The sequence below is a fragment of the Pseudomonas citronellolis genome, from assembly GCF_029335315.1.
Taxonomy (GTDB): Bacteria; Pseudomonadota; Gammaproteobacteria; order Pseudomonadales; family Pseudomonadaceae; genus Pseudomonas; species Pseudomonas citronellolis_A.
Genome location: NZ_JARJLT010000368.1, coordinates 1 through 4923 on the forward strand (window position 1 = coordinate 1; position 4923 = coordinate 4923).

Below are 4923 nucleotides of genomic sequence, written 5' to 3' on the forward strand. Positions count from 1 at the left end.
TCGTCCCCGGCAACGGTGTTCCGGCCAACGGCGGATAACCGCGAACGGTTATTCGCCCTACTCTGGCCTGCGCCCCGCCATGCGCGCGGTGATCGCGGCGGCCGCGTCCTTCAGCAACGCCGCCGCCCTGCCACTGGTCTCGGCGCCGAACGCGCTCGCCGCGCCCACCACCGTCACCACCCCGGCCAACTGCTCGCCCACGGCGAACACCGGCGCCGACAGCGCATTCACCCCCGGCATCAACAGCCCATGCACATGGTGCAGACCCGTGGCCCGGATTTCCGCCGTCTGCTTGTGCAACTCCGCCTCGTCCAGCGCACCAGGCATGCCCTTCTCCTCCGCGCGCAGCGGCGCGGTCTCTCCGTCAGGCAGGTAGGCGTTGAACACCAGGCCGGTGGACGACCCCAGCAGCGGCAGCACCGAGCCGACGCGGGTGACCAGGGTCACCGCGCGCAGCGGCTGTTCCACCTGGACCACCGTCGGTCCCTTGTTGCCCCACACGGCGAGGAAACAGGTTTCATTGAGTTCATCGCGCAGCTCGCTCAGGTGCGTGGCGGCGGCGCGCACCACATCGAGCCGGCCGATCGCCGCCAGGCCGACGAACAGCGCCTCCGGCCCCAGGGCGTAGTGGTTGGTGGCCACGTCCTGCTCGGCGAAGCCGCTGGCGATCAGCGCCTGCAGGTAGCGGTGGACCTTGGCCGCGGGCATGCCGACGTGCTCGGCCAGGCGCGACAGCGAGGTCGCCGGGGCCAGGTCGGCGAGGCCCCTGAGGATATCCGTACCGACTTCGGCGGCTTGCACTTTCTGGCGTTTCGGCGCGGCGCCGGTGTCCTTGGGAGTGGCCATGCGAGGACTCGTTGAGCAATGGAGGCGCTGTTATAGCTTGACCCCTTCCGGCATTCAAATTACGTTATTCGTAATTTGATTACAAAAATAACGAGGCCGCCATGTCGTCCGTCGAATCGCTCAGCTACCTCAGCGGGTTCAACAACCAGTTCAGCAGCGAGGCCCTGCCCGGCGCCCTGCCGCTCGGGCGCAATTCGCCGCAGCGGGCGCCCTACGGGTTGTACGCCGAGCAGTTCTCCGGCACCGCCTTCACCGTGCCGCGCAGCGAGGCCCGGCGCACCTGGCTGTACCGCATCAAACCGTCGGCCAGCCACCCGCGCTTCGAGCGCCTGGCGCGGCAGATTCCCGGCCGCGAGCCGGGCCCGGTGAACCCCAACCGCCTGCGCTGGAACCCCCACGACCTGCCCAGCGAACCGACCGACTTCCTCGACGGCCTGCTGAGCCTCGCCGCCACCGCCGACCCCGAGCAGGCCAGCGGCGTGAGCGTGCACCTGTACCGCGCCAACCGCTCCATGGACCGGGTGTTCTTCGACGCCGACGGCGAACTGCTGATCGTCCCGCAGCAGGGCCGCCTGCGCCTGGCCACCGAACTGGGGCTGCTGGACATCGAGCCGCAGGAGATCGCGGTGATCCCGCGTGGCCTGAAGTTCCGCGTCGAGCTGCTCGACGCCAGCGCCAGCGGCTATATCTGCGAGAACCACGGCGCCGCGCTGCGCATTCCCGACCTCGGCCCGATCGGCAGCAACGGCCTGGCCAACCCGCGCGACTTCCTCGCCCCGGTGGCGCGCTACGAAGACATCGACGCGCCGGTGCAACTGGTGCAGAAGTTCCTTGGCGAACTCTGGGCCTGCGAGCTCGACCACTCGCCGCTGGACGTGGTCGCCTGGCACGGCAACAACGTGCCCTACAAGTACGACCTGCGCCTGTTCAACACCCTCGGCACGGTCAGCTACGACCACCCGGACCCGTCGATCTTCACCGTGCTCACCTCGCCCAGCGACACCCACGGCATGGCCAACGTCGACTTCGTGATCTTCCCGCCGCGCTGGATGGTGGCCGAAAGCACCTTCCGCCCGCCGTGGTTCCACCGCAACCTGATGAACGAATTCATGGGCCTGATCCTCGGCGCCTACGACGCCAAGGCCGACGGCTTCGCCCCCGGCGGTGCCTCGCTGCACAATTGCATGAGCGCCCACGGCCCGGACAACGCCAGCACCGCACAAGCCATCGCCGCCGAGCTGGCGCCACACAAGATCGACAACACCATGGCCTTCATGTTCGAGACCGGCCGGGTCCTGCGCCCGACCCGCTACGCTCTCGACTGCCCGCAACTGCAGCGCGACTACGACGCCTGCTGGAGCGGCATGGCCAAGACCTTCCAGAGGAATTGAGCGAATGAACCAGGCAGACAACCGCCGCAGCTGGATCGACTCCGCCAACGGTCACCCCGACTTCCCCCTGCAGAACCTGCCGATGGGCGTGTTCAGCAGCGCCGGCCGCGAACCGCGCGGCGGCGTGGCGATCGGCGAGCTGATCTTCGACCTCAAGGCGGCGCTGGCCGCCGACCTGTTCGAGGGCGAGGCCCGGCACGCCGCCGAAGCCGCCAGCGGCGGCGACCTCAACGCCTTCTTCGCCCTCGGCGCCGGCCCGCGCCGGGTGCTGCGCGAACAGCTGCAGGCGCTGCTCGCCGAAGGCAGCCCGCAACAGGCGCGCCTGCAGGAACTGGGCGCCGGCCTGCTGCCGGCCCAGGCCAGCTGCCGGTTGCACCTGCCGGCGCGGGTCGGCGACTACACCGACTTCTACGTCGGCATCCACCACGCCAACAACGTCGGCCGCCTGTTCCGCCCGGACAACCCGCTGCTGCCCAACTACAAGCACGTGCCGATCGGCTATCACGGCCGCGCCTCCACCGTGGTCGCCTCCGGCGCGGCGGTGCGCCGGCCCAACGGCCAGACCCTGGCGCCGGGCGCCGAGGCCCCATCCTTCGGCCCGAGCAAGCGGCTGGACTACGAACTGGAGCTGGGCATCTGGATCGGCGCCGGCAACGAGATGGGCGAGGCCATCGGCATCGGCCAGGCCGAGCAGCACGTGGCCGGCTACTGCCTGCTCAACGACTGGTCGGCGCGCGACGTGCAGGCCTGGGAATACCAGCCGCTGGGCCCGTTCCTGGCGAAGAACTTCGCCACCAGCGTGTCGCCCTGGGTGGTCAGCGCCGAGGCCCTGGCGCCGTTCCGCAAGGCCCAGCCGGCGCGCCCGGAGGGCGACCCGCAGCCGCTGCCCTACCTGCTCGACGAACACGACCAGGCCCAGGGCGCCTTCGATATCCAGCTGGAGGTGCTGCTGCTGACCGCCGCCATGCGCGAGAAGGGCCTGGAGCCGGTGCGCCTGGCGCTGAGCAACACGCGCAACATGTACTGGACGGTGGCGCAGATGGTCGCCCACCACAGCGCCGGCGGCTGCAAGCTGCAACCCGGCGACCTGTTCGGTTCCGGCACCCTCTCCGGACCGCAGCCGGAAGCCTTCGGCAGCCTGCTGGAGAGCACCCTCGGCGGCAAGCAGCCGCTGGACCTGCCCGGTGGCGAGCAACGCACCTTCCTGCAGGACGGCGACGAGGTGATCTTCCGCGCCTGGTGCGAACGCGAGGGGTACGCACGGATCGGCTTCGGCGAGTGCCGCGGGGTGATCCTCCCGGCGCATTGAGCGCCTGTTCGTGAGCAAGCTCGCTCCTACGAAGAGCTGCACTCCCTGTAGGAGCGAGCTTGCTCGCGAACCCACCGAATCAACCGGCCGGGGACAATGTTCCCAGCAGCGACACAGCCGCCACCGCCGCCAGCCCGCACAGCCACTCCAGCAGCACGCTGCGGCGCAGCGCCAGCAGGCGCTTCTCGCGGAACGCCAGGGCCAGGCGATTGAGCAGCGCCAGGGCGAGCATCCCGGCCACCAGCAGCAGCTTGATCGTCAGCACCCGGCCGAAGGTCGAGGTGCGCGGGTCCGGCCATTGCCCGACCAGCGCCCAGACATTGACCAGGCCGCTGGCCGCAACGCCCGCCACCAGCAGGTAGCCGACCCCGCTGAAACGGCGCAGCGCCGCGCCATGGGTGGAGTCCGGCGCGCGGTACAGCAGCGCCGCCAGCAACAGCAGGCCGCCGAGCCAGGCGCCGGCGCAGAGCAGGTGCAGGCCCTGGTTGAGCATCAGGCCGACGCCGGCCCAGCCGTCGAGCATGGCGCCATGGCCGACCGGGGCCAGGCTGGCCAGCAGCGCGCCGGCCAGCAGCGGGCGCAGCGGGTTGTCCGCCGACAACGGCAGCCACAGCGTCACCAGCAAGCCGAGGTTGGCCAGCAGGTGCCAGGCCCAGGCGCGGCCGAAGAAGGTCTCGCCCAGCACCAGCTTCAGGGTCGGCCCGTCGAAGGCGGCGGACCAGTCGCCAGCCATGCTCGCCGCCACCAGGCCGAGCCAGGCCAGGCCGCTGAGCAGCGCCAGCACGGCGCCGCCGCGCAGCCAGGCGAGCACCCGGCCGTCCAGCGCCGCCAGCGCGGCGGGCTCCTGGCGGCGCAGCACCGCGCGGAACAGCGCGACGCCGAACAGCGACAGGCTCAGGGCCAGGTGCAGGAAACGACAGAAGACCAGGGCGTCATCCATGCCAGACGCGCCCCCGAATCACATCAGGCATGGCTCAGGGCGCGACCTTGAAGGCGTAGCTCCCCTCGCTCTTGTGGGTGTCCACCGACACCGCGTGCCACTGAACCTTGTATTCGCCGGCCGGCAGCGGCTGCTCGAAGGTCACCAGCAGCACCTTGGCGTCGCCCTCGGCGGTGGCGATGCCGGCCACCTTCACGGCCTTGCCGTCGGCGCCGGTAACGCTGACCTTGGTGAACTTCGCCTCGACGCCCTCGGAGAACGTCAGCCGCAGTTCCTTCGGCGCGCTGGCGGTACTGTCGGCGGCCGGCACCTCGCCCTTGAGGTGCGCGTGGGCGAACACGGCGGGCGCGTTGAGGACGGCGAGCAGGCCGAGGGTGGCGAACAGGGCGGATTTGCGCATGGCGGGACCTCGAATGGATTTCGGCGCCCGGCAGCTT

General features: G+C 70.4%; 5 protein-coding genes. 2 read left to right on the forward strand and 3 right to left on the reverse strand.

All coding sequences use genetic code 11. The features are described from left to right. Window positions 1-57: 57 nt before the first annotated feature. A complete protein-coding gene (locus tag P3W75_RS27855; protein WP_276230548.1) occupies window positions 58-846 on the reverse strand; it encodes an IclR family transcriptional regulator in 789 nt (262 codons plus the stop codon). Window positions 847-947: 101 nt separating this feature from the next. Here P3W75_RS27855 and hmgA point away from each other — a divergent pair, with 101 nt between their 5' ends. Together hmgA and fahA are read left to right on the forward strand one after the other, a co-directional pair. Then, the gene (gene hmgA / locus P3W75_RS27860) at window positions 948-2237 is read left to right on the forward strand and encodes a homogentisate 1,2-dioxygenase (protein ID WP_276230549.1); all 1290 of its coding nucleotides are present in this window, start codon (window positions 948-950) and stop codon (window positions 2235-2237) included. Window positions 2238-2241: 4 nt separating this feature from the next. Next, window positions 2242-3546, forward strand: coding sequence for a fumarylacetoacetase (gene fahA, locus P3W75_RS27865; RefSeq protein ID WP_276230550.1), 1305 nt, complete (start codon window positions 2242-2244; stop codon window positions 3544-3546). A gap of 79 nt (window positions 3547-3625) precedes the next feature. Here the strand turns inward: fahA and copD are convergent, their stop codons facing one another. Both copD and copC read right to left on the reverse strand, forming a co-directional pair. Next, on the reverse strand, window positions 3626-4486 hold the full coding sequence (gene copD, locus P3W75_RS27870) for a copper homeostasis membrane protein CopD (RefSeq protein WP_276230551.1): 861 nt from the start codon (window positions 4484-4486) through the stop codon (window positions 3626-3628). A 34-nt stretch (window positions 4487-4520) separates the two neighbouring features. After that, window positions 4521-4886, reverse strand: coding sequence for a copper homeostasis periplasmic binding protein CopC (gene copC, locus P3W75_RS27875; RefSeq protein ID WP_276230552.1), 366 nt, complete (start codon window positions 4884-4886; stop codon window positions 4521-4523). Window positions 4887-4923 lie beyond the last annotated feature (37 nt).